Source organism: Thalassotalea psychrophila, assembly GCF_031583595.1.
Classification (GTDB): Bacteria; Pseudomonadota; Gammaproteobacteria; order Enterobacterales; family Alteromonadaceae; genus Thalassotalea_A; species Thalassotalea_A psychrophila.
In genome coordinates this window covers 994,315-1,018,780 of the sequence record NZ_CP134145.1, presented here as the reverse complement: position 1 = coordinate 1,018,780, position 24,466 = coordinate 994,315, and the positions used below count along the sequence as shown (strand labels likewise).

Genomic DNA, 24,466 nt, shown 5'->3' with positions numbered 1-24,466 from the left:
TTCATGGAAGCGTTAGTATATTTGCTGAATTTTGTTTTTGACGCCTATTTAATGATTTTGGTGTTAAGAGTTTGGCTACAAGCGGCACGAGCCGATTTTTATAACCCATTTAGTCAATTTGTGGTGAAAGCAACTAACCCTGTTGTTATCCCATTTAGAAAGATTGTGCCTGGCCTAGCAGGCATAGATATGGCGACACTATTGGTCGCTTTTATTATTAGCTGTACAAAATATTCTGTTTTAGCCTTAATTGGCGGTCAAGCTATCGAAATAGTGTCATTACTGTTTATTAGCTTTCTATTTTTAATTAAGCAAAGTGGTACGTTATTGTTTGTGATCATGTTGGTTATGGCATTAATGAGCTGGGTTGTACAAAGTCGTAGCCCTGCACAAATGGTATTTCATCAACTTACCGAGCCATTTTTACGACCTATTCGTAAAATTTTACCTGACTTAGGTGGTATTGATTTATCTGTTTTAGTGGCATTTTTAGCACTAAATGTGATTAATATTTTTATCGGCAGTCTGCTCCCTATTTGGCATTACTTGTAAATTTAAATAAGCCGCTGTAAGCACTTATTTATATATACGGTCTATTTTTATAGAGCGACTATAATTAACAGTATTGCTGTTTGTAACACACCCCTATCAAGAGAGGGCTTATGTTTAAATTTATTACTAAAAATATATTACTGATTTTTGTACTTCTAGGTTTTAGCAGCTTTGCTATTGCTGAAAATATGAAAAAATTTGATGACTTAGAAGTTCATTACATTGGCCTGCCAACGACAATATTACAACCTGACATTGCTAAAACCTATGGTATTGAGCGCAGTAGCTATCGTGGTTTTGTCAATATATCAGTACTTGATACTGGCCAAGAAGGTAACCCTGCCCTTAAGGTTGGTATTTCAGGCAAAGCAACAAACTTAATTGGTCAACCAATGACATTAGAGTTTGATGAAATTAAAGAAGGTAGTGCCATTTACTACATCACTACAGTTAAATATCCCAATGATGAGACCTATCGTTTTGATATTTTAATTAACAATAATGGCAAAGAACATCGTTTGCAGTTTCAGCAAAAATTTTATGTGAAGCAATGATATCAAGTTGATATTCTAAAATCTTTTATCAGGATCATCAAAAAAGCGGTATAATGCCGCTTTTTTAATACCTAAAACTCTACAGTTTTTCAATATTCACGGTAGCCATTAATGAACAAAATCGTTTTAGCCACAGGTAACAAAGGCAAAGTAAAAGAATTCTCTGAAATACTAAGTGAGCATGAAATTGAAATTGTGCCACAAAGTGATTTTAACGTACCTGAAGTTGCTGAAACAGGTACAACTTTTGTTGAAAATGCCATAATCAAAGCTCGTCATGCAGCAAAGATCACCGGTTTACCGGCAATTGCCGACGACTCAGGCTTAGAGGTTGATTTCTTAAAAGGTGCTCCTGGTATTTATTCATCTCGCTATGCAGGTGAAAACGGTAATGACAAAGCTAATAACACTAAATTATTAGCCGCTTTAGATGGTGTTGAAACATCACTACGTACCGCGCGCTTCCAGTGTGTAATTGTATATATGCGTCATAGCGACGACCCAACACCAATTATTTGCCAAGGCAGTTGGGAAGGTGAAATAATCACAGAAAAACATGGGGAACATGGTTTTGGCTATGATCCTTTATTTTGGCTAAAAGATCATGACATGACATCAGCACAATTACCAAGAGAGCTTAAAAACCAACTAAGCCATCGTGGTAAAGCGTTAGCTAAGTTGCTGCAAAGCTTTAATATATAATGAAATTCGATTGTTGAGATTAAAGCTTTGTTGATATCACCACCATTATCACTCTATATTCACATCCCTTGGTGTGTGCAAAAATGCCCTTATTGTGATTTTAATTCACATGCACTTAAGGCAGATATCGACGAACAAGCTTACATTCGTCACTTACTTGCCGACTTGGATGCTGATATTTCCCGGTTTAATATTGACCGTCCTTTGCACTCTATTTTTATTGGTGGAGGCACGCCAAGCTTGTTTAGTAGCGACGCGATTGAGCAATTACTCAAAGAAGTATTTAAACGCTTTAAACCTGACTCTGACCCTAGTTTTCAAGTTGAAGTTACTTTAGAGGCAAACCCGGGCACCGTTGAAGCAGGAAAGTTTGAAGGCTTTTATCAAGCAGGAGTGAATAGAATTTCCATTGGCGTGCAAAGTTTTTCTTCAGATAAGTTAATCAAGCTAGGCCGTATTCATGACAGTGAACAAGCCGTGCGCGCAGCGCAGATTGCCCAAGGTTGTGGTATTAACAGCTTTAATTTAGATTTAATGCACGGCCTTGAGCAGCAATCTATCGAAGGTGCTTTAGATGATTTAAGGCAAGCAATTGCGTTAGAGCCAAAGCATTTATCTTGGTATCAATTAACCATAGAGCCGAATACCTCGTTCTATTCAAAACCGCCAACATTGCCTGATGATGATGTACTATGGGATATTCAAGAGCAAGGTTTTGAGCTTTTAGCTAACGCGGGCTATAAGCAATATGAAATATCGGCATTTAGTAAAGGCGATGAATATCAATGTCAGCATAATCTTAACTACTGGCAAAATGGTGATTACTTAGGTATTGGTTGTGGTGCCCATGGCAAAATTTCGATGTCAGCAGAGAATGAGATATATCGAACGGTTAAAGTAAAACATCCAAAAGGATATATGGATGATGAACGAGAGCACCTTGATCAAATACATACTGTGCCCGATGCTGAACGTCCTTTTGAATATCTGATGAACCGATTACGTTTGTTTAAGCCTTTTAGTTTAGAGGATTATGAAGCGGCTACGGGGTTATCACGAGAGACCGTAATTGACGGGTTACAAACAGCAAAAAATAAACAATTAGTTGAAGAAAGCAATGGTTATTGGCAAGTAAGCCACCAAGGTCATCGTTACTTAAATGATTTACTGAGTATTTTCCTTTAACATTACCCATGAATGATATGAGCAGTATAGAAGAAAGCACAGTGTCACAATTAGAAATTGATCAAGCCTATATGCGCCAAGCCATATTGCTTGCTGAAAAAGCTGAGTCAGAAGGAGAGATCCCTGTCGGTGCTGTTTTAGTCTGTAATGGTGAAGTGATCGCTAAAGGTTGGAATCAATCGATACAGTTACATGATCCTTCAGCTCACGCCGAGATGCAGGCCATACGAGCAGCCGGTCCAAATATGGAAAACTACCGGATGCTGGATTGTACTTTATATGTCACTTTAGAGCCCTGCCCGATGTGCGCAGGTTTGTTGGTACATAGCCGAATAAATCGCTTGGTATTTGCAGCCAGCGATTTAAAAACAGGCTCTTGTGGTAGTGTGTTCAACTTAACTAATAATGAAAAATTAAACCATCAAGTTGCAGTAACTTCAGGGATATTGCAAGAAGAGTGCAGCACTATGCTGTCTGCTTTTTTTAAACGCAGACGTAAAGAGAAAAAAGCAGCTAAAGCGACTAATAAATTAGGCTTACTTTAATTCTTTATTTTATTGGTTCCGAGTTCAACAGAACTGCTCTGAAAAATACTCGATAACGAGCATTAACTTTACGATTACAGGCTTTTAATTGGCGACGACGTTGGTTGTTTTTACAAGATCTAGGACGCATAATTTATACTTTCACTATATTTTGCTGTAAATATACCGGTCATAAATAAAAATTTTATGTCGGTTATCTACTTATTATTATTATTAAACACCGGTCTTATACCAAATTAATCAAATTGGCTTTAACTAGCATCAGTATTGCTTTCTTCTACAACGGGTTCGGGCTCATCTGGCGCACTTTCATCTTTTTCTAAAAATAAAAGCGTGTCGTAGTAAGCACGAATATTTTCTACGTAACGTACCGGTTCATCACCACGGGCATAACCGTACTTAGTATTTTTATAATATTTTCGTTGTTTTAACAAGGGTAAAGATTCTTTAACGTCAACCCAGCGATCAGGATCGCCGCCGCGGCGTTCAGTGATCACTCTTGCATCTTCCATATGCCCCCAACCAACATTATATGCAGCTAAAGCAAACCATTTGCGATCAGGGTTTTTAATGCGTGCTGGAATGCGGTTGATTAACTGCAAGAAATATTTTGCCCCGCCTTGTATGCTTTGTTCGGCATCAAGCCTGCTTTTAACACCCATTTGTTTAGCCGTTGGCAACGTTAACATCATCATACCTCGAACCCCCGTATAAGAGCGAGCATGGGGGTCCCAATGAGATTCTTGATAACTAATTGCAGCCAAAAATCGCCAGTCCATTTCTACACCATGACGTTCAAATATAGGACGATATTTCGGCAGTTTACTTTCTACTGCTGCAATAAAGGTACGAGTATCAACATAATTAAATTCTTGAATGTGACCATAGTACTTATCTTCAAGTGTTAAAATAGTGCCATCATGGTGAGCTTCACCAAAAAATTCGACCAGAGAGGCAAGCAAAGCATCGTCACCTTCCTTACTTAGAACCCAGGCAATGGGTTTTGGTTGTTGAATGGTAAAAGCGACACTAATTTCAGGATAATAGCGACGATTAATGGCCAAGGAATTACTGTCAGCAATGGTAAAATCTAAACGGTCTTCCAGCACTTCTAGCAGCAACTCATCTGAATCAAATTCGTCGGTTACAGTCCAGGATAAATTAGGGTGTTCGACTTTTAGTGTTTGTAAATTTTCGGCATGACTAGAATGTTCAGCGACTTTCAAACTACCAGAAAAATCTTCTATTTTACGTGGCCATTCGCGCCCCTGTTTGAATACTAACTTTTGACTGACGTCAGCGTAACTTGGGGTGAATCGATATTTAGTAAGACGCTCTGGAGTCACTGATAAACCGGCAGCAAGGATATCAACATCACCATTGTCTATCTTAGGGAATAATTCATTTAAGGTATAACTTGGTACTATTTCTAACTCTACTCCCAAATAATCTGCATAAGCTTGTGCTAATTCAAATTCAAACCCACGTGGTCCGGTAGCACCTAGGTAGTAACTGTTAGGACCAAATAATGTCCCTACTTTTAACGTTCCGCGTTTAACAATTTGCTGTAAATCAGTTGGCTCATTATCATTTGAACAAGCAGTTAACAGAAAAACTGTAACAACTAATAAACTTGTTAAAGACGACGCTATGTTTTTAAATTTATAGAGTATTTTTTTCATATCAATTTCATTGTGAAGTCATTTGTACATTTTTTACAGTCTTTTTTTAATTTAGTTTATAAACAATCTGTTTTGCACTTACTAAATGGTGCTAATTCTTTTATAATGCGCGCGAAAAACCAATAAAATATGTACGAAAAACAATCGTTTTAAAGTAACAATTCCATTGCATTTCTTAACCCTTTGTAAGTTCAGAAATTTAATGGAATTGATATTAATATAACTATGGTGACTACCTCTATGGAAATCTTACGCGGCGCACCTGCGCTTTCCGATTTCAGAATTAGTAAATTGCTTTCACAATGTGAGCAATTAAATCTTCCTGTAACAGACGTTTACGCTGAATTTATGCATTTTTCACACAACAGTGAAGCATTAAGCAGTGATGAACTAAACAAGCTGGAAAAATTATTAACCTATGGCCCAAGTATCGAAGAGCATGAGCCAGCAGGTACGTTTCTATTAGTAACACCACGCCCAGGTACTATTTCACCTTGGTCTTCAAAGTCTACTGATATTGCTCACAATTGTGGTTTAACAAACATCATCCGTTTAGAGCGTGGTATGGCTTACTACATTCAAACCAGTAGTGAGTTAACAGCAGAGCAAACAGCACAACTTGCTAACTTAATTCATGACCGCATGATGGAAGTGATTTTTACTGATATTAATGACGCTAACACGTTATTTGCAACTGCTGAACCGACTGAATACACAACAGTTGATTTACTCGCTGGTGGCCGAGAGGCATTAGAAACAGCTAACGTAGAGTTAGGTTTAGCAATTTCTAGCGATGAAATTGATTACTTATTAGAAAACTTCACCAGTTTAGGCCGTAACCCGACCGATATCGAATTATACATGTTCGCACAAGCGAACTCTGAGCATTGTCGTCATAAAATATTTAATGCTGACTGGACCATTGATGGCCAAAAACAGCCAAAATCATTATTTAAAATGATCCGTAACACTCATGAATTAAATGGTGATTACGTTTTAAGTGCATATTCTGATAACGCTGCAGTTATGGTCGGCTCTGAAGCAGGACGTTTTTTTGCTAACCCAGAAACTAAAGCTTATGAGTACACGCAAGAAGACATTCAAATATTAATGAAAGTTGAAACGCATAATCACCCTACTGCTATTTCTCCTTACCCTGGCGCCGCTACAGGTTCTGGTGGTGAAATTCGAGATGAGGGTGCTACTGGTATTGGTTCTAAACCAAAAGCTGGCTTAGTTGGTTTCAGTGTTTCAAATCTACGTATTCCAGGTTTTGAACAACCATGGGAAACAAACTTTGGTAAACCTGAGCGCATCGTTACTGCTTTTGACATTATGATGGAAGGCCCATTAGGCGGCGCAGCATTTAACAATGAATTTGGTCGTCCGGCAATTTTAGGTTACTTCCGTACTTATGAAGAACAAGTACAATCATTTAATGGTTTGGAAGTTCGTGGTTATCACAAACCAATCATGATTGCCGGTGGTTTAGGTAACATTCGTGACGAACACGTACAAAAAGGCGAGATTGTTGTTGGCGCTAACTTAGTTGCTTTAGGTGGTCCGGCAATGAACATTGGTCTTGGTGGTTCAGCAGCCTCAAGTATGGCTTCTGGTCAGTCTGCTGAAAACTTAGACTTTGCCTCTGTTCAGCGTGAAAACCCTGAAATGGAACGACGTTGTCAGGAAGTTATTGACCGTTGTTGGCAACTTGGCGATGACAACCCAATTTTATTCATTCACGATGTTGGTGCTGGTGGTTTATCAAACGCATTCCCAGAACTAGTTTCTGATGGTGGCCGTGGTGGTAACTTTGAACTTCGTAATGTACCAAACGATGAACGCAGCATGTCGCCACTTGAAATTTGGTGTAACGAGTCACAAGAACGTTATGTTATGGCAATAGCACCAGAACGCATGGATGAGTTCAGAGCAATTTGTGAACGTGAACGAGCGCCATTTGCTGTTGTGGGTTATGCTACTGAAGAAGAGCACTTAACCGTTACTGATAGCCATTTTGATAACAGCCCTATCGATTTATCGCTTGATCTTTTATTAGGTAAAACACCGAAGCTTCATCGTGATGTAGAGCGTTTAACTGAAACTGGCGCTGAGCTTAAGTTAAATGATATTAAGCTAGAAGATGCCGCTGATCGTATTTTACGTCTACCGACTGTTGCAGAGAAAACATTCTTAATCACTATTGGTGATCGTACTGTTACGGGTATGGTTAACCGTGACCAAATGGTTGGCCCTTGGCAGGTTCCTGTTGCCGATTGTGGTGTTACTGCTGCAGCATTAGACACTTACCACGGTGAAGCAATGGCACTTGGTGAAAGAACACCTGTGGCATTATTGAACTTTGGCGCATCTGCTCGTTTAGCAGTAGCAGAGTCGTTAACAAATATTGCCGGTACTGACATTGGCGATTTAAATCGCATTAAGTTATCTGCTAACTGGATGTCGGCCGCAGGTCACCCTGGTGAAGATGCTGGTTTATATGAAGCGGTTCATGCAATTGGTGAAGAGCTTTGTCCGGCGTTAGGTTTAACTATTCCGGTTGGTAAAGACTCAATGAGTATGAAAACCAAGTGGAATGAAAACGGTGAAGATAAATCAGTTACCTCACCAATGTCTTTGGTAATCACTGCCTTTGGTCGTGTAGAAGATATTCGCAAAACGGTTACACCAGAGCTACGTACAGATAAAGGCGATAGTCGCATTGTTGCTATTGATTTATCAAAAGGTAAGAATCGTTTAGGTGGTTCATGTATCGCGCAGGTTTACAAACAATTAGGTCAAACTACGCCAGACGTAGATAGCCCTGAAGTATTAAAGAATTTCTTTAACGCAATGCAGCGCTTAGTAAGCGAAGAAAAGCTTCTTGCTTACCATGACCGCAGTGACGGCGGTTTATTTACTACCGTTGTTGAAATGGCATTTGCTGGCCACACTGGTGTTGATATTGATATTTCAAAACTTGCCGGTGATGATTTAAGCGTATTGTTTAATGAAGAGCTGGGTGCGGTTATTCAAATTCGTGAAGACGATGTTGATGCAATCCACGCAATTATTGAAGAGTTTGGTATTCAGGATTGTTTCACTGATATTGGCCGCATCAATAATGAAGACTTTATTCGTTTCAGCCGAGATGGGACAGAAGTATTAGCTAATTCTCGTACTTACTATCGTACGGTTTGGGCAGAAACAACATTTAAAATGCAGTCTTTACGTGACAACCCAGATTGTGCAGAACAAGAACATGCACTCAAATTTGATACAGAAGATCCTGGTTTAAACACGGAACTAACTTTCGATTTAAATGAAGATATTGTTGCAGAGCATATAGCAAAAGATGCAATAAATGAATCTAATCCGAAAGTTGCAATTTTACGTGAGCAAGGTGTTAACTCACACGTTGAAATGGCAGCGTCATTTGACCGTGCTGGCTTCTTAACTATTGATGTTCATATGTCTGACGTTTTAGCTGGTCGTGTAGACTTAGCTGACTTTAAAGGACTAGTTGCTTGTGGTGGTTTCTCTTACGGTGATGTATTAGGCGCTGGTGAAGGCTGGGCTAAATCAATATTGTTCCATGATGATGTTCGCGAAATGTTCCGTACCTTCTTCCATCGTGAAGACACGTTCTCATTAGGTGTGTGTAATGGTTGTCAGATGCTTTCTAACTTAAAAGAAATCATTCCTGGTGCAGATTTATGGCCACACTTTGTACAAAACAAATCAGAGCGTTTTGAAGCACGTTTCTCTTTAGTTGAAATTCAAGAATCTCCATCTATCTTCTTTAAAGGTATGGAAGGTTCACGTATGCCAATTGCTGTGTCACACGGTGAAGGTCATGCTGAATTTAAATCTGAAGAAGCAATTGGTGCTGCCAACGATTCTGGTACTGTATCTGTACGTTATGTTGATAACTACGGTCAAGTTACTGAAACATACCCATCAAACCCTAACGGTTCGCCAGATGGTATTACTTCACTAACAACTACCGATGGTCGAGTAACGATTATGATGCCACATCCTGAGCGTGTATTTAGAACGGTTGCTAACTCTTGGCATCCTGACGAATGGCTAGAAGATTCTCCATGGGTGAGAATGTTCCGTAACGCTCGTAAGTTTGTTGGTTAATAGTAATACATAGGAAAATTTTAGAAAGCCAGTGATTAACATCTCTGGCTTTTTTATGCCATTAACAAAAGCTAACTCTTGGCGCTGAACCTAGGACGAATGGCTAGAAGATTCTCCATGGGTGAGAATGTTCCGTAACGCTCGTAAGTTTGTTGGTTAATAGTAATACATAGAAAAATTTTAGAAAGCCAGTGATTAACATCTCTGGCTTTTTTTATGCCATTAACAAAAGCTAACTCTTGGCGCTGAACCTAGGACGAATGGCTAGAAGATTCTCCATGGGTGAGAATGTTCCGTAACGCTCGTAAGTTTGTTGGTTAAACAACGAATTTATCGGAATACAGAAGGCGCCTTGATGGCGCCTTTTTTGATACTCATATATTGATAGAAAAAATACAACGTCATCCCCCACGACTAGTGCATGGATGCACGTAGTTAGAACAATGCAGGAGCAATTGTCGAGCAGAGCGAGATGAGGGACCCCCTCCAGATATATTGATACTTAAAAATAAATTAATCTCTTCAATAACAGGCCGAATTTAGTACTGGCTTTTACCCAACCATGACGGAGAGAGCCGTTGATGATCAAAATCTATAAATGAACATGATCATGTGAAAATCTGCCCCTATAGTATCTGAACCATTAACGCCGGCATCGGAATAGTGTAAAAATCGATAACCCAGCCTCAGTTTTTTGTAGAGCGGAACAGCGACGCCCACCGTAAGGACAAACTGGAAAGGCCCGCCATAATCCTGCGTCCCAAAGCGATGTCTGCTGAACAGTGCTCCACCTGCCCCCAAGTCCACAATAAATCGCCTGTCTTCAGTCCCCAAGATCAATTCAGGGGTGAGAGAAACAACGAGAGCATTTTTACCCGCTCCCCGCAAAATTCCACTGCTTGCCATCAAATTCGTGCCTATACCCCAGCCCGACATTGAATAGTTTTTCCAAGGTAGGTCGAAGTTCAAAGATACATCGTACGCTTCAAAATCTTCCGGCGCATCTTTACCCAGCATTGTATCCTCAGAAACGCGAGCACGAATACTGAAGCTCTGTAAATCCATTTCTGCACAATAGCTAAAACAGGAAGCAAGTAGACAACCAGTGCAACTCAGCAGCAGTGAAAAAGAAATTAAATGGTGTGATAAACATCTTGCTGACAACATATTTTCACCTAATGAAATTACAGTGACAGGTATTGTAATTTATAGATTATGGACATAAAAACCGTTATTTCAAGTAACAACAGGCATTTACGTCCTAGACAAAAACTATGAAACCACTTCCAGAGGCTTTTTCTCTGCATTAGTATTCACCCACTGACTGGCAATTAATGAACAGGCAGCAAGTCCAGCACCAGCATAAAACACTAAGCTCGGACTATATAACCACAACAAACCAAAGCTTGCCGGGATCACTACTGCAGCAATGTGGTTTATTGAAAAACTCACCCCAGCGTTCGAGGCGATATCTTTAGGATCTGCTATCTTTTGAAAATAAGTTTTAATGGCAATAGCCATGGCAAAAAATACATGATCAATCACATACAAGCCGGCAGCAATGTTGGCATTTTCAACTAGCGCATAACCGCTAAAAACTAGAATTAAACCAATGTACTCGAATGTTAATGCTTTACGTTCACCAACACGGCCGATCCATGCACCTATTTTTGGCGCGATATAAATATTAAGTAAATGATTGAGCATGTACAAAAGAGTAATATCGGCCACTGAATAGCCGAACTTTTCAACCATCATAAAACCAGCAAATACAACAAAAATTTGTCGGCGTGCGCCACTTAAAAAAGTTAGCAAGTAATATAATGAATAACGTTTTCGAAGAATTATTTTTTTATGCTGAGTTACTTTTTCAGGAAAATGCGGCATAAACATCCACATCCATAACGTTATACCTAAGCCTAAACCGCCAAGAATGACATAAGCATTTTTAAATTCCATGGAGAAGTAACTAAACGCTAACCAAATAAAACCGTATACAACTAATGCTGCTATAGATTTTATTGAAATAAGTTTGCCGAGTTTTTCTGGCGCTTCTTCTTTAGAAAACCACTGCAAGCTTAATGATTGGTTTACTGTTTCGTAATAATGAAACCCTATCGACATAATCACCGTTGTCGCATATAAGCCATATTCCGACGGGAAATAACCAGTTACCGAGACTCCAATAGTTAATAAACACAGCGAAGCTAGCGCAAAGGTTTGCTCTTTCATTATTAACAATAAAAAAATAGCGGTGAAAGCGAGAAAGCCGGGAATTTCACGAAAGGACTGCAGCATGCCTATTTCTGCACCACTAAAGTTGGCCACTTCAATGGTGAAATTATTCAACATCGCCATCCAACCAGAAAACGCCAGGGTCATTACCACGGACGATAAAACTAAAAACACAAACGGTGTTTTCCAGGGATGATGAATTTGAGATTGCACTGACATAAATGCTTATAACTTCAGAGTGGTAATTAATGCGTAGATTAACAAATTTTTTACTTGATTGATAACGATACCGACCGCTATGCTAAGACTAAATGTAACTAGATAATATGAGAATAGTGTATGAAAGATCATGACTGCTCACCGTTAAGTGACTATATAGAATATCCAGAAAATGAAATGCTAAAGCGCTCGGAGCTATTTTATAACGATATTAAACGTCGTCATTCTGTTCGTAAGTTTAGTGAACGCAATGTCGATAGAGCTGTTATTGAAAACTGCATCAAAGCTGCAGCAACAGCTCCAAGTGGAGCAAACCATCAGCCATGGCATTTTGTTGCCATACATTCGAGTGAAATTAAACAGCAAATTAGAGAACAAGCTGAACTGCATGAGCAAGGTTTTTATGATGGTAGAGCCGGCGAAGAATGGCTTGACGCATTAAAACCACTGGGCACAGATGCTAGCAAACCATACCTAGAAAAAGCGCCATGGTTAATTGCAATATTTAGTCAAAAGCGTGGTGGTTTAGATGCGGAAGATAGAAATACTAATTACTATGTGCATGAATCAGTTGGTATTGCTACGGGCTTTTTAATTAATGCACTGCATAACTCTGGTTTGGCAACACTTACTCATACGCCAAAACCTATGTCATTTTTAAATAAAATTTGTCAGCGTGGCGATAATGACAGAGCTTATATGTTATTAATTGCCGGCTATCCAGATATTGATGCAACAGTGCCTAAACATGCACAAGTTAAAAAGCCATTTGATGACATCGCAACATTTATGTAATATCTATTAAAAGACATTACAAATCTATTGCCCCCTTGGCTATTTGCATTCCTTCTTCCTTGAAGTAAAAAATACTCGTTGCTTAATACTAATTAAAGTAAACAACGAGTATATTTGGTGATTACAGTAACTTTATTTTACGGCAATAGCAGCCGTCATTATCAACAATTCTTCACTTGGACGTCCACTTTGACTGCCTAGTTTTTCAAACTCTTGTAACGTATCCATACCATCAACAACTTGACCAAATACGGTATGACGTCCATCTAGGAAACGAGTTTCCTTAAAGGTAATAAAAAATTGCGAACCATCAGTATTTGGCCCTGCATTTGCCATTGATAACATACCCGGTTTAGAGTGGCTTGCGTCGTCATGGAATTCGCCTTGGTACTTAAAACCAGGGTTACCGCGGCCAGTACCTTTTGGATCGCCACCTTGCGCCATAAAACCTGGGATAACTCGATGAAATTTTAAGTCATCGTAAAACCCTAATTGGGTTAAGTAAATCGTACTTGAAACATGCATAGGTGCATATTGTGGAAATAACTCTATAGTCACCGGCCCTTTATTAGTTACCAGTTCCCAAAAATAAGTTTTATTTTCTGCGAAGTTAACCTGTGGAGGCTTAGGTAATTGCTCCTTCCATTTAGGCACCGACTTATCGATGTTTTGCTCGGTAATAAATGTGTCGATAGATTTCAACGCAGGATCATTATCAACTAAAGTGCCAATAATTAAAGCGCCAATGGCAAATGCGTATACATAGCCAATTTTCTTAGTAAATGCTTTCATAATATTTTTCTTAATTTTTTGAATCGCTCAAGTATATAAAACAATTTCAAAAAATACACTATGTGTATTCACTATTAGCTTTTTGGATTAAATATTAACTAGTTTACTTGTGCCAGCTTCTCGTAATTTTCTACTGAAAATGGAATTTCATTACCACTCTCAAATTCGAATAAAGAGCGTTCAACAGTAGATAATTTACCAAGGTAAATGTGTAAAGCGTGACTTGCAGTTTTAGTGGCAGTAACAGTATGTATTTGATTAGGGCTCAGCTTAGTTACCTGTGCTGCACCTATGTTCAACGACTTAACTTCTTTATATTCACCATTACTGTTATCAAAAAAACTGTGTTCTTCAATACCTTGATACACGCCGACAACAACATGCATTTGATGATCATGAGCAGGAACAATCAAATTTGGCTCAAAGCGGCAATACCATATAGATACCGTTTCATCTTCAAACAACATTCTTTCACATTCTGCAATTGCCGGCATATTAGCAATAACACCTTTACAATCAGCAACAGTAGTTTGCATCAACGTCTCTGCTGCATTGATCGGGTTTTCGCTAATGGCAGCTTTTCGGGCATCAGCAATAAATTGTTCTAAATTGAAGTTCTTAGCACACATACAATACTATTTTCTGGCGATTAAAATGATACTTTAACAAAGTCGTTGAACTAAAATCTCTGCTTAGGTTTTAGTTAATCGGTCTATTTGATGCTTTTTATTCTTTGCTGTTGCTTAACATATAGGATTGCAGCTGAGGGAAAAACTCTAAAAAAGCCGATTCATATTCTCCGTAATGCATTTTCACTTCATCAATTGCGCCTGATAAATTATTTTCAAACCTTATTCGCCGAGAAATTGAATCTATCGCCTTGCCAGTATGGTTGATATTTTGATACGAACGGAGCCAATCCTGAGCTATCATTTTTTCAACGGTAAAGCGCATTCGTTCTGGCATTATGTTTGTAACTAATGAAAGTTGTTGATAACTGCTTTGTCTAAATTGAGCAAATGATTGCTGACTAAATTTATCCCAGTGACGGGCAAGAAAATGATCGAAGACCACATCTGAAATCACTGCAGAAAATCTCTTTCGTTCAGCTGTTAACAAGGTCTTAAGTGCTCTTACGCTCTGGTGATTATCGGTATATTTATCAATGACTCTGTGGTTATGAATACCATTTAGAACAGACTCAGGTAATAAACTTAAATCTACACCTTTGGTAAAATCCCCCATTAAATTGCCTGCCAATGAGTATTTATTCGGTTTGGCAAAGTAAAGGTGAGCTAAATAATTCAAGGTTATCTCAAGTTGTACAAGAGGGTTGCGTGATCAGAAATTCCAGTAATTGATGATTTTCGATAAGCAATTTGCTGAAACCCTAACGATAAATATAATTTCTCGGCTTTTGGATTAGATTTAGCAACATCAAGTGATACAGATTGATAACCCTGTTTACGTGCTTTATCTATAGCCCATGAGATTAGTTGTTTACCAACCCCTTGACCGCGACAATGCTCATCTACGCCCAAATGGGCAATGTACAAACTATGCTTTACTGGTTTAGGTACTATTCGTTCGAAGCGTAAACCTCTAATTGCAGCAGCTGGAAATCGCCAGCGATAATACTTAAGCATATCTAGAATACAGCCAATTTCCATACTTTGTGCTTCATTACGATCAAAGCAGGCAATGCTGCCGACTACCTGTTCATTAAGTATGGCAACATGATGATTTTGAAAGCCGAATTGACTCCGGCCACGCAAAAAGCTTTCATTTAAAAATTTCAACGGTTGATTAAACACATAATTAAAAGCTAAAGGACCCGAGCTAAGTATATAATTTATTGCAGGATCGGCGTCGTTAATGTGTGCAGTTCTAATGGTAATAAGCATATTGAAATATTTATCTGTAATTTAAAAATTTAGATCATATCAAGTTCGATGTCGGTACAGCCATTTGGACAATATATACCAGATTGAGGTGTTGCTTTTGCAGATGATTTACTACTAGTAGGAGGTACTAAGATTAGGGCTTTTTGGCAAACTTTACATTTAACCTCTCGGCCTAGCATAACTTTTTTAATAATGGCTTTTTGATCATTAAATGATTTGGCGGTAATTTTATTAAGTTTGGAAAAATCTACTTCTGACATGATTTCTTCTGTGAAATTATAAATGTATATATTACCTAACTTAATTTATTCGCTTGCGGTAAACAATACCAACCGTCATAAATACCATCATATTTTCGAGCTTCAGTTTCCAGCAGCATTTGATAACTGATTATATTACTATAACTCGCCTCCATTTCTGGATAAGCGGTAACCTCCCAAGGATACTCAGGATTTCCTAAATATGGGCAAAATGATAGTTTTTGATTGTTAGCCAATAGTGTACGACCAAATTTCAAAGCCAATTCTTGCGTTAAGAAAATCACCGAAAATTGAATTTCTCTTGGCCTATTTAAGTCATCACCTTCTTGCGCCATATGCCATAACATATTGCCATTAGGGTCGGTTGGAAATTTAGCTACATCTCGCTCAACACTATGAACTTTATCGGTTCTATCCATCATTTAACTACCTTTTTATAGTCATTAACTGGAACCACATATATCCGGTATCTATATAAAAGTTTAGCAGCTTTTTTTAATTTAGTTAGTACTTTCCTGTACCCTAGACAGAGTAAAGCTTTCACCAGTTAAGATATGTTGATAAGTAAATGAATCGTCATTTATTTGATTGATTTGATAAACTTGGTAATTATCTTCGTCTTCCATATTGGCAGGATATTGCTGTTTATTTAAGATTTCAGCCTTGGTAATGGTAAAGTGAATATCACCAACCAAGCCCCAATCGCCTTGCTCACTTACTTCTTCAAGTAACGTACCATCGATGTTATAAGTATAAAAAGTAAAGACAAAAGTTCCATCGGCAAAAAGCTGAGCAAACTCGCTAAAGCTTTCCTCATCATTCTTTTCACTACGGTGCCAATTACCAATTAATTGTGTGCGATTAAACATAACACTGACCTTTTTATTTTAACTTTTCATCAGATCCCGCAACAAGTACGGGAAGAAGGTGTCGCTTTGTATAGTTTAACTAAATTAATCCTGCATTACTGCTCTTTACCGCTTAAAAATGGCTACCGGACTAACTAACTATTGATTTAGTTGAGTAAATACAGTGATAATCATTACAAATTGGATACATATAAAAATACTATGAATTTATCGCTTACTAAAACACTGAGCAAAACAGCACTTGTGCTGTCATTTGCCTTTGCAATAATACCAAACCTAAATGCTGAACAACGTCCATTAGAAGTTACGGACATAATGAAATTTAAGCAGATTGTTAAGCCACAACTAAGTGACGATGGAAAATGGCTTGCTTACAGCGCTCAGCCCGATAGAGGTGAAAATAGCTTTCACCTGAAAGCAACCACTAGTGCCACAGAGTACCAAATTGAACATGGCTCAAAAGGTGTTATTTCAGTCGATGGTCGATTTGCCGCTATCACCATCACCCCAACTTTGATGGCTAAAGAGCAAGCCGATAAAAAAGCAAAAAAGAAACTTAAAAATAATCTGGAAATTATCACCTTAGCCAGTGGTGCCAGAGTTACGTTTAATAACGTTGAAGCATTTCAGTTAAGTGATAGATTTGGTTATGTTGCATTTTTATCTGAAATGCCAAAAGCAGAAGATAAAGACGAAACTGAAATAACAACTGACACTGATAAAAGTGATGAAATAGACGAAAAAGACGAAACAAAATTATTTAATGCTAAGCGCATCAATAAAAGTTTAACCTTAGTAAATCTTGAGACTGGCGAACAACAAGTAATCGAAAATGTTGATGGTTTTTCTTTCTCGAAGAAAACACCTAGTTTAGTTTATAGCATTTCAACCCAAGACGGCGTTGAAAACTCACTAAAAGCGTTAAATGTAAAAACCAACAAAGCAAGTAATTTAGTAAGCAAAGCTAACACAAGCTTTAATGGCTTTAGTTGGAATGAAGAAAGTAATAAAGTTGCTTTTTTACAAGGTGACTTTAGCCAAGAGAAAGATGAACGCACCCATACGGTGAAAATATGGCAAAGTAATAACAACAAAATAAAAACTATCAAAACTAACGATAAGCAAGCAGCTAGTTGGTACGTTCCACAAACCAACAAATTAACTTGGTCGCTTGACGATGAACGTTTATTTTTTGGTTTTAAGCCTGTGGTTGAGAAGTTAGCCAAAATTGATACCAAACCAGAATCGATTGATGACTTATACAATATTGAAAAGCTAACAGAAGGTCGTAACTTACAAATTTGGCATGGTGAAGATCCATTGATCAAAACCAATGAAAAGTATCAATTGGGTAAAGATAAAAAATCATTCTTCACTGCGGTTTACCATGTAGATGATAATAAGCTTGTGCGCTTGGCTGATCAAAAACTGATCTCTGTAAAGGCTAGCAATAATGAGCACGCGGTAATTGCTAAGACTGATTTAAATTATCGTAAATTAAGAACCTGGGAAGGCTTTTTTAGCGATATCTACATTGTTGATTTAGACAACGGTAAAAAATCATTAGTTGCTAATAAACTAAGCAGCTATACCGATGTAAAGTTGAGTGAGTCTGGTCGCTTTGCAGCGTTTTATGAGAATGAAAACGTTTGGGTTTATGACCGAAGTAAAAACAAAAAGCGTAATATCACTAAAGGTTTGCCTGTTAGTTTTGCTGATGAAGATCATGACTACCCAAGTAAAGTACCAGGTTACGGCATTGCCGGCTGGTTAAAAGATGATGATGGTATTTTAGTGTATGACAAATTTGATATTTGGTTATTACAAACTGATGGTGACGATGCTAAATGCTTAACTTGTGAAATGGGTCGCCCTAACTCATTACAATTTAGAATTAACAAGCTTGATGATGAACAAGACTACTTTAAGGATGATCAACGTTTACTGTTAACTAGCTATTCTGATGAAATGAAAAACTTTGGTTTTTATCGGCTTAATTTAGAAAACTCTAAGTTAACAAAACTATTAGAAGAGAATAAAAAATTCAAATTTATCGCAAAGGCAAAAAAGGCTGATAAATTATTATATACACAAGAAGATTTTAATGAATTCCCTGACGTTTGGGTAGCTGACTTAAATTTAGCTAACACTAAAAAGCTTACTAATGTTAACCCGCAAAAAGATGAGTTTTTATGGGGCCAGTCTGAATTAGTAGAATGGCGTTCAAACATGGGAGTGAAGCATCAAGGTGTATTGATTAAGCCAGCTAACTACGTTGAAGGTATGCAATACCCTGTTGTTGTTTATTACTACCGACGTTTCTCTCAACGCATGTATGAATTTAATGCGATGAAAGTTAATCATAGACCTAATTTCCCATTTTATACCTCAAATGGTTATGCAGTGTTCTTACCTGATGTACATTTTGAAGTGGGCACACCAGGACATTCTACCAACAAATCTATTTTGCCAGGCTTGCAAAAAATCATCGACATGGGTGTTGCCGATCCTAAGGCAATTGGCTTACATGGCCACAGTTGGAGTGGTTACCAAACATTGCACGCCATCACTGAAACCGATATTTTTGCCGCAGCAGTATCAGGTGCGCCAGTATCAAACATGACCAGTGCGTACTCAGGCATTCGCTTAGGTACAGGTTTAGCAAGACAGTTCCAATATGAGCAAGGTCAAAGTCGAATTGGCGCCAGCTTGTTTGAACGTAGAGATTTATACATTGAAAACTCACCAGTATTTTTTGCTGACCGAATTACAACACCATTATTAATGCAGTTTGGCGATATTGATGATGCTGTTCCATGGCAACAAGGTGTGGAAATGTATATGGCAATGCGCCGCCTTGAAAAGAACGTAATTTTATTGCAGTATGAAGGGGAACCCCACCACCTGAAAAAGTACCCCAATAAAGTCGACTATACCATTAAAATGAAACAGTATTTTGACCACTACTTAAAAGGTGCTCCAGCTGCTAAATGGATGGTTGAAGGTGAAGCTTACCGAGAGAGAAAATAATGAATGTTGAAAGCTCTGCGCGCTTAAGCTTTCGTCTTATGGATGAAAACGATGGTGAATTACTGTTTGAATTGGATCAAGATCCACAAGTAATGCAGTTTATAAATGGTGGTAAGCCTTCTACTTGGGATGATATTAACAACAGGTTTATCCCTCGTATAAATGCTTATCGTAAACCCAGCGACGGTTGGGGTTTATGGCAAGTAAACATTTCTGAAACCGGTGAATTTATTGGTTGGGTATTAGTAAGGCCGGTTGACTTTTTTAATAAAAAACCATTATGGAACAACCTAGAATTGGGCTGGCGCTTTAAGCAAACTTCTTGGGGCAAAGGTTATGGTTTTGAAGCTGCACAGCAGGTAAAAATTGCATTAGCACAACGAGGTAAGGCTGAATTTTTTACCGCTAGTGCTGATGAAGGTAACATTGGCTCTATTAACATCATGAAAAAGCTTGGCATGGTTTATCTGAAAACCGAACTACATAAAGGTCCTTTAGGTGGTATTAATGAAGTGTATTATCAGGTGAACGCTAATTAGCTTTCATCAACAAAATAAGAAATTCTTTCGTAAAATTAAAGGGGCTAATAGCCCCTTTAATTTCTGTGTTTTTTAGTACTAAGCTTCTTCGTCGCGAACAAACTTAATTTCTGTAAACCCCATACGGACAAACTCTTTTTGACGAAAATTTTTAGAAATCCCTTGCCCTCTCGACGTTAATGCGAGTTGTTGCTCCATTGCAAGAAAGCTTTTTATATCGACATTTTCAGCGGCAGCTGCAGCTTCATACATATCGTGAAACAAACTGAATGAAAAAGGTATAGTCTTACGCTTACCTTTAAAAACGTAAGTAACTTGTCTAGCCATAAATTTTAATACCTTCTTAGTTTAATTTTTGCTGTAACCAAGCAGACACATCGGCTATTTGCTCTTGGCAGACAGCATGAGGCATAGGATACGTTTGATAACTTGGATTAAAGCCTTTACCTTTAAGCGCACTAACAGCTTGTTCGCCTAATACCGGGCTAACCACAGGATCTTGTGTGCCATGCATTACTGCAATATCGATTTCTTTGTTGGCAGATGATATTTCAATATCATCTTTTGTGGCAAAATAAGTCGACATTGCCATTAAACCAGCAAGAGGCTTATCAAATGTTAATGCGGCTTGATAACCTACCGCTCCACCTTGTGAGAAACCAGCGATAACGATTCGGTTAGCCGGAATACCACGAGAAATTTCACGTTCAATGAGATTTTGTACAGATTTAGCTGAGGCGTTCAATTGCTCACTATCAACTTTACGATCAATACTCATATCTAAAATATCGTACCAAGCAGGCATTACCATGCCGCCGTTTATAGTAACGGCTATTTTTGGTGAATGTGGAAATACGAATCGAATCGGTAATGATTCTGGTAAATTTAATACTGGCACAATCGGCTCAAAATCATGGCCATCTGCACCTAAACCATGTAACCAAATAACACTTGCAGTAGCAGCTGTTTTTGGTTCAACTTCAACACAATTTAAATAAGTCATCTATCTTTCTACTAAGTTAACGTTAGCGGCATTATATCAGCAAAATCCAACTACAACACTATGCTATTAATACACTCTATCAACACTCGCAGAAGTAAAAAAGGACACCGTCATCCTCGAGGAGCTCAAGCGACATCGGGGACCTCCTCCAGCAATAGTGTGCTTAAATAAACTTAATTTTATTTCTTTAGAATTCTAATAGAACCATTAACACTTTCTACTTCAATATCACTGCTCGCATCACCAAAGCTACCTTCTAGATCGTTACCGTAATATTTGCCTTTTATGCCAGCTAAGCCAAAGTCGGTTTTAATGGCGCCATTACCAGTACTAGCTTCAACATTTGCACCAAAGTTTTCAGGTACATATAAGCGAATGCCACCATTTACTGTTTCAACTTCAATTTCGATATTTTTCGCATTATCAGCAAAGGTTAATTCTACGCCGCCATTAACTGAGTCGATTTCAACATTAGACGCTACGCCTGTAGCTTCTACAGAGCCATTTACAACATCGGCATTAAGCTCACCAGAAACATTGCTTATAGTTAGAGAGCCATTTACTAATTCGATATTGCGCAAATCAATATTTACCGGCACCATAACGGTATAATTAACACTACCGCCATTACTATTATTACCCCAATTACCATCTTGCTCGAGATAGTCTGTTTCAACCGTAATTCGATCACCATTTTGTTTCATTATAATATCGATACGATCGCGAGCTTTTTGATTAGAGGCCGTAATTTCAGCGGTTACTTGTACTGATGTTTGTTGCCAAGCTTCTATTGCTACATCGCCGTTAACATTATCAAGAACAAGCTGCCCTTTGCCGCTTAGTTCAAATGTTTTTTCGACAGTATCTTCAACGCTGGCTTGTGCGCCAAAAGCAAGCATAGTGGTTAATGCCATTACAGGAACTAGTGATAATTTATTTAGCGTGTTCATATTAAATCCTTAAATTATTTTTAAATATTTTCAATCTCTGTTAATTAAGATGCACTGCTTAATAAAAAGGTTTAAACGCATTTAAAAATATTTTTAGTTTAGTCAAAGTGATACATTACCTTATAACTAGCCTAATAAAAATGAAAGACAATATATATGTTAAATGTTCAGTTATTGCTTACTGGCAATGAATTAATGAGTGGCGACATCGTTGATACTAACTCGGTATTTATCGCCCGGGAATTTAAAAACCTTGGTATTGAACTTACACGCAAAGTTACTGTTGGTGATAATATGCAATTGCTTACTGAACAAATGGAACAGTTAAGCGTTGACGCCGATATATTGATTATCAATGGTGGTTTAGGTCCAACCGTTGATGATATGACCGCACAAGCATTATCGGAAACGACAAAAAATGCTCTCACTTTGCATCCTACAGCATTAGAACAAGTAAAAGCGTGGTGCGTTAAGCGTAGTTATCGTTTAACGGGCCCAAATTTGAAACAAGCTTTATTGCCTTCTGGATGTGAGATCGTTAATAATCCAATTGGCAGTGCGCCTGGCTTTTCTATAACCCATAACAACTGCCAGATAATTTGTACCCCTGGTGTTCCGGTTGAATTAAAAGCAATGCTACGTGATGAAATCTTACCTAACATTGCTAAGCAGTTACCCGAAGAACTGCAAACCGTAACTCAAAAACTTAAGGTTTTTGGTATTGGAGAGTCTGGTTTGCAAAAAATGGTTAATGAAACCTACCCTGATTGGCCAGAAGAAATTGAACTTGGCTTTCGTGCGACCATGCCACTTTTAGAAGTAAAGTTGACCAGCAGGAGCCATACTTCCTCAATCCTAAGAGATGAATGTTATAGCAACATTAAGGGACTACTCGGCCAACATATTGTTAGTGAAAATGGCAATTCTATTGCTGCTACTGTTGTTGAACTATTGAATCAGCAAGGGAAAACTATTACTACAGCAGAATCTTGCACTGGCGGAATGATAGCCGCGCAGCTTACTGGTATAGCCGGTTCATCGAATGTTTTTGAAGCTGGCTTTGTAACATACTCTAATAGAATGAAAACCAAATTAGTTAATGTTAATCAACAAACCTTAGAACAATTTGGCGCAGTAAGTGAGCAGGTAGTTAAAGAAATGGCAGAAGGATCTTTGGCGGTGAGTGATGCAGATTATGTGGTATCAGTGTCTGGCATAGCAGGTCCTGATGGTGGCACTGATGACAAACCTGTAGGTACTGTTTGTATTGCTTGGGGAGATATAAATCAGGTATACACTAAAACATTGTACTTTCCGTCACATCGAATTCATTTTCAAAACTATATCGCCAATACTGGCTTGGATTTAATTCGTCGATTAATTTTAGGCCATGCTGATCAACCACGTTATTTTGTTGAACGACAATTAAAACCAAATGCTTAGTAACACAGCCCCTACATTGTTAACTTTTAGTTAATTTGACTAACAATCATTAGTCAAATTAACATACAGGGTTAAAAGATGGCTATTAAAAACCATAACCAATTGAATTTTATAGGTAAATTTATTTTGGCTAGCTTATTGCTTTAATAGTAACTAAGCACAATAAAATTACGGAACGACTCATGAAAAAATCACTAATAACAAATTTAAGCGCAAGCCTATTACTTAGTACTGCACTGTTAAGTACGGCGACAATTGCCCACGAAAATAACCATGGCTCAGATTCAAACTATGGCAGTTACTCGTTTAATAGTGACGAATGTTCAATCGATGTTAACTATGGAGTTGCAGTTTCAGAAGATAGCATTCGCTTTATCAATAAAGACGAAACATATGTACAGATCAACAACAATCAACAGTTGTTTGTTGAAGGTAAATTAGTAAACTTAACTGACCGTCAACAAGCGTTAGTCTCTGAGTATTCTGAACAAATAAACCAACAAGTACCAGCAGTGGTAAACCTTGCAACAGACGCTATTGAAATTGCCTTTCAAGCAGTAAGCCATGTAGTGATTGAAATTAGTGGCGATAACGAAGAAAGTAAAGCTCGTGTCGACAACATTTTTACTAAAATTAACGCCGAAGTTGAAAAACGCTTTAATGAAAAGGATGGTAATTACTTTATTGCCGAACAAGATTTTGATGAATTCGATCAATTTATGGAAGATGAATTAGAAGACGAAATTGAAGAGCTTATTGCTGACTCAGTGGGTGACTTATTAATTGCCGTTGGCACAGCAATGAATAGTGAAGAAGGAAACTTTGAACAGAAAATGGAAGCCTTTGGCGAACGCATGGAAAACATGGGTAGAGACATAGAAGCAGCAGTTGAAGGTAAAGCTGAAGGGTTAGGTGAACAAGCAGAGCAGTTATGTCATAACCTTAAAAGTTTAGATCAACTTGAAAGCGAATTATCGAATAGTATTGATGAGATGAATAGCTTTAATTTAATCACAGTAAGTGATTAAGCTTTGTTTTGTAAATAATAAAGAGGCTGATAA

The 24,466-nt window shown here is 38.0% G+C and carries 24 protein-coding genes; 11 read left to right on the top strand and 13 right to left on the bottom strand.

All coding sequences use genetic code 11. From position 1 onward, the window contains the following. Nucleotides 1–3: 3 nt before the first annotated feature. The 5 genes from RGQ13_RS04300 (at nucleotide 4) to tadA (ending at nucleotide 3,538) form a co-directional block, all read left to right on the top strand. Complete coding sequence (locus RGQ13_RS04300) at nucleotides 4–552, top strand: YggT family protein (protein ID WP_348392327.1); 549 nt, start codon at nucleotides 4–6, stop codon at nucleotides 550–552. A 110-nt stretch (nucleotides 553–662) separates the two neighbouring features. Next, a complete protein-coding gene (locus tag RGQ13_RS04295) occupies nucleotides 663–1,106 on the top strand; it encodes a DUF4426 domain-containing protein (protein WP_348392326.1) in 444 nt (147 codons plus the stop codon). A 111-nt stretch (nucleotides 1,107–1,217) separates the two neighbouring features. Beyond that, nucleotides 1,218–1,808, top strand: coding sequence for an XTP/dITP diphosphatase (locus tag RGQ13_RS04290; RefSeq protein WP_348392325.1), 591 nt, complete (start codon nucleotides 1,218–1,220; stop codon nucleotides 1,806–1,808). Nucleotides 1,809–1,835: 27 nt separating this feature from the next. Continuing rightward, a complete protein-coding gene (hemW, locus tag RGQ13_RS04285; protein ID WP_405054157.1) occupies nucleotides 1,836–2,993 on the top strand; it encodes a radical SAM family heme chaperone HemW in 1,158 nt (385 codons plus the stop codon). An 8-nt stretch (nucleotides 2,994–3,001) separates the two neighbouring features. Then, the gene (gene tadA, locus RGQ13_RS04280; RefSeq protein WP_348392324.1) at nucleotides 3,002–3,538 is read left to right on the top strand and encodes a tRNA adenosine(34) deaminase TadA; all 537 of its coding nucleotides are present in this window, start codon (nucleotides 3,002–3,004) and stop codon (nucleotides 3,536–3,538) included. Nucleotides 3,539–3,789: 251 nt separating this feature from the next. Here tadA and mltF read toward each other — a convergent pair whose 3' ends face one another. Beyond that, nucleotides 3,790–5,220: a membrane-bound lytic murein transglycosylase MltF gene (gene mltF, locus RGQ13_RS04275; protein ID WP_348392323.1), complete on the bottom strand. Its 1,431-nt coding sequence runs from the start codon at nucleotides 5,218–5,220 to the stop codon at nucleotides 3,790–3,792. Between the two features lie 240 nt (nucleotides 5,221–5,460). Between mltF and purL the strand changes: the two genes are divergently transcribed. Beyond that, complete coding sequence (gene purL, locus RGQ13_RS04270; protein WP_348392322.1) at nucleotides 5,461–9,366, top strand: phosphoribosylformylglycinamidine synthase; 3,906 nt, start codon at nucleotides 5,461–5,463, stop codon at nucleotides 9,364–9,366. 585 nt (nucleotides 9,367–9,951) lie between these two features. Here purL and RGQ13_RS04265 read toward each other — a convergent pair. Together RGQ13_RS04265 and RGQ13_RS04260 are read right to left on the bottom strand one after the other, a co-directional pair. After that, nucleotides 9,952–10,533 (bottom strand): acyloxyacyl hydrolase, encoded by a 582-nt coding sequence (locus RGQ13_RS04265; RefSeq protein WP_348392321.1) that lies wholly within the window; start codon nucleotides 10,531–10,533, stop codon nucleotides 9,952–9,954. A gap of 105 nt (nucleotides 10,534–10,638) precedes the next feature. After that, the gene (locus RGQ13_RS04260) at nucleotides 10,639–11,820 is read right to left on the bottom strand and encodes an MFS transporter (protein ID WP_348392320.1); all 1,182 of its coding nucleotides are present in this window, start codon (nucleotides 11,818–11,820) and stop codon (nucleotides 10,639–10,641) included. A 120-nt stretch (nucleotides 11,821–11,940) separates the two neighbouring features. Between RGQ13_RS04260 and RGQ13_RS04255 the strand changes: the two genes are divergently transcribed. Beyond that, entirely contained in the window at nucleotides 11,941–12,615 is a 675-nt protein-coding gene (locus RGQ13_RS04255; RefSeq protein ID WP_348392319.1) for a nitroreductase family protein, read from the top strand. Nucleotides 12,616–12,747: 132 nt separating this feature from the next. On the opposite strand, the gene RGQ13_RS04250 is transcribed toward RGQ13_RS04255, so the two are convergent. The 7 genes from RGQ13_RS04250 to RGQ13_RS04220 form a co-directional block, all read right to left on the bottom strand. Further along, complete coding sequence (locus RGQ13_RS04250; RefSeq protein ID WP_348392318.1) at nucleotides 12,748–13,407, bottom strand: peptidylprolyl isomerase; 660 nt, start codon at nucleotides 13,405–13,407, stop codon at nucleotides 12,748–12,750. 98 nt (nucleotides 13,408–13,505) lie between these two features. Continuing rightward, complete coding sequence (locus RGQ13_RS04245; protein ID WP_348392317.1) at nucleotides 13,506–14,036, bottom strand: hypothetical protein; 531 nt, start codon at nucleotides 14,034–14,036, stop codon at nucleotides 13,506–13,508. A gap of 97 nt (nucleotides 14,037–14,133) precedes the next feature. Continuing rightward, nucleotides 14,134–14,715 carry an acyl carrier protein phosphodiesterase gene (locus tag RGQ13_RS04240; protein WP_348392316.1) on the bottom strand — a complete coding sequence of 194 codons (582 nt, stop codon included), beginning with the start codon at nucleotides 14,713–14,715 and terminating at the stop codon, nucleotides 14,134–14,136. A 2-nt stretch (nucleotides 14,716–14,717) separates the two neighbouring features. Next, a complete protein-coding gene (locus RGQ13_RS04235; RefSeq protein ID WP_348392315.1) occupies nucleotides 14,718–15,311 on the bottom strand; it encodes a GNAT family N-acetyltransferase in 594 nt (197 codons plus the stop codon). Nucleotides 15,312–15,340: 29 nt separating this feature from the next. Continuing rightward, entirely contained in the window at nucleotides 15,341–15,571 is a 231-nt protein-coding gene (locus RGQ13_RS04230) for a hypothetical protein (protein ID WP_348392314.1), read from the bottom strand. A gap of 35 nt (nucleotides 15,572–15,606) precedes the next feature. After that, nucleotides 15,607–15,993 carry a ribonuclease E inhibitor RraB gene (locus tag RGQ13_RS04225; RefSeq protein ID WP_348392313.1) on the bottom strand — a complete coding sequence of 129 codons (387 nt, stop codon included), beginning with the start codon at nucleotides 15,991–15,993 and terminating at the stop codon, nucleotides 15,607–15,609. 78 nt (nucleotides 15,994–16,071) lie between these two features. After that, nucleotides 16,072–16,440, bottom strand: coding sequence for a hypothetical protein (locus RGQ13_RS04220; RefSeq protein WP_348392312.1), 369 nt, complete (start codon nucleotides 16,438–16,440; stop codon nucleotides 16,072–16,074). Between the two features lie 201 nt (nucleotides 16,441–16,641). Here RGQ13_RS04220 and RGQ13_RS04215 point away from each other — a divergent pair, with 201 nt between their 5' ends. Continuing rightward, nucleotides 16,642–19,470, top strand: coding sequence for a S9 family peptidase (locus RGQ13_RS04215; protein WP_348392311.1), 2,829 nt, complete (start codon nucleotides 16,642–16,644; stop codon nucleotides 19,468–19,470). Then, nucleotides 19,470–20,009 carry a GNAT family N-acetyltransferase gene (locus RGQ13_RS04210; RefSeq protein WP_348392310.1) on the top strand — a complete coding sequence of 180 codons (540 nt, stop codon included), beginning with the start codon at nucleotides 19,470–19,472 and terminating at the stop codon, nucleotides 20,007–20,009. The genes RGQ13_RS04215 and RGQ13_RS04210 overlap by 1 nt, the downstream gene beginning before the upstream one ends. A 78-nt stretch (nucleotides 20,010–20,087) precedes the next feature. Here RGQ13_RS04210 and RGQ13_RS04205 read toward each other — a convergent pair whose 3' ends face one another. From RGQ13_RS04205 to RGQ13_RS04195, 3 genes are all read right to left on the bottom strand, one after another. Further along, entirely contained in the window at nucleotides 20,088–20,336 is a 249-nt protein-coding gene (locus RGQ13_RS04205; RefSeq protein WP_348392309.1) for a DUF2960 domain-containing protein, read from the bottom strand. A 16-nt stretch (nucleotides 20,337–20,352) separates the two neighbouring features. Continuing rightward, nucleotides 20,353–21,012, bottom strand: a complete 660-nt coding sequence (locus RGQ13_RS04200; protein ID WP_348392308.1) for an alpha/beta hydrolase — start codon at nucleotides 21,010–21,012, stop codon at nucleotides 20,353–20,355. A 179-nt stretch (nucleotides 21,013–21,191) separates the two neighbouring features. Continuing rightward, on the bottom strand, nucleotides 21,192–21,962 hold the full coding sequence (locus RGQ13_RS04195; protein WP_348392307.1) for a DUF4097 family beta strand repeat-containing protein: 771 nt from the start codon (nucleotides 21,960–21,962) through the stop codon (nucleotides 21,192–21,194). A gap of 156 nt (nucleotides 21,963–22,118) precedes the next feature. Between RGQ13_RS04195 and RGQ13_RS04190 the strand changes: the two genes are divergently transcribed. Beyond that, nucleotides 22,119–23,405 (top strand): CinA family nicotinamide mononucleotide deamidase-related protein, encoded by a 1,287-nt coding sequence (locus RGQ13_RS04190; RefSeq protein ID WP_348392306.1) that lies wholly within the window; start codon nucleotides 22,119–22,121, stop codon nucleotides 23,403–23,405. Between the two features lie 182 nt (nucleotides 23,406–23,587). Continuing rightward, nucleotides 23,588–24,433: a DUF2884 family protein gene (locus RGQ13_RS04185; protein WP_348392305.1), complete on the top strand. Its 846-nt coding sequence runs from the start codon at nucleotides 23,588–23,590 to the stop codon at nucleotides 24,431–24,433. Nucleotides 24,434–24,466: the final 33 nt, after the last annotated feature.